Origin of the sequence: Staphylococcus sp. EG-SA-15, from assembly GCF_017151895.1 — a bacterium.
Taxonomy (GTDB): Bacteria; Bacillota; Bacilli; order Staphylococcales; family Staphylococcaceae; genus Staphylococcus; species Staphylococcus aureus.
This window is the reverse complement of record NZ_JACVZN010000169.1, coordinates 1-244: the sequence shown is the minus strand read 5'-3', so window position 1 is coordinate 244 and position 244 is coordinate 1. Positions and strand designations below refer to the sequence as shown.

General features: G+C 31.6%; 2 pseudogenes. One reads left to right on the top strand and one right to left on the bottom strand.

Annotated elements, in window-relative coordinates:
* Positions 1–50: 50 nt before the first annotated feature.
* A pseudogene (locus tag IDG64_RS14910) lies at positions 51–131 on the top strand (DUF2922 domain-containing protein); the annotation flags it as partial.
* Here IDG64_RS14910 and IDG64_RS15690 read toward each other — a convergent pair.
* Positions 112–243: pseudogene (locus tag IDG64_RS15690) on the bottom strand (DMT family transporter); the annotation flags it as partial. The pseudogenes IDG64_RS14910 and IDG64_RS15690 sit on opposite strands and share 20 nt — an antisense overlap.
* Position 244 lies beyond the last annotated feature (1 nt).

Genomic DNA, 244 nt, shown 5'->3' with positions numbered 1-244 from the left:
CAATATCGAACTCATCAAATCTTTATCAATTTAATCAGGAGGACATATTCATGACTAAAACACTTGAATTAAGTTTTAAATCTTCACTAGACAAGCCTGTAAAACTGCAATTACCACAATTAAACAAATTGTTCCAACTGAAAATGAAATGAATGAAGTATAGAAAGGCGATTTAGTATACAGTGATAGTCTTGAATTGACAGATGTTTGGATAGGAATAAGCATTCCAACTAGGACACCAATG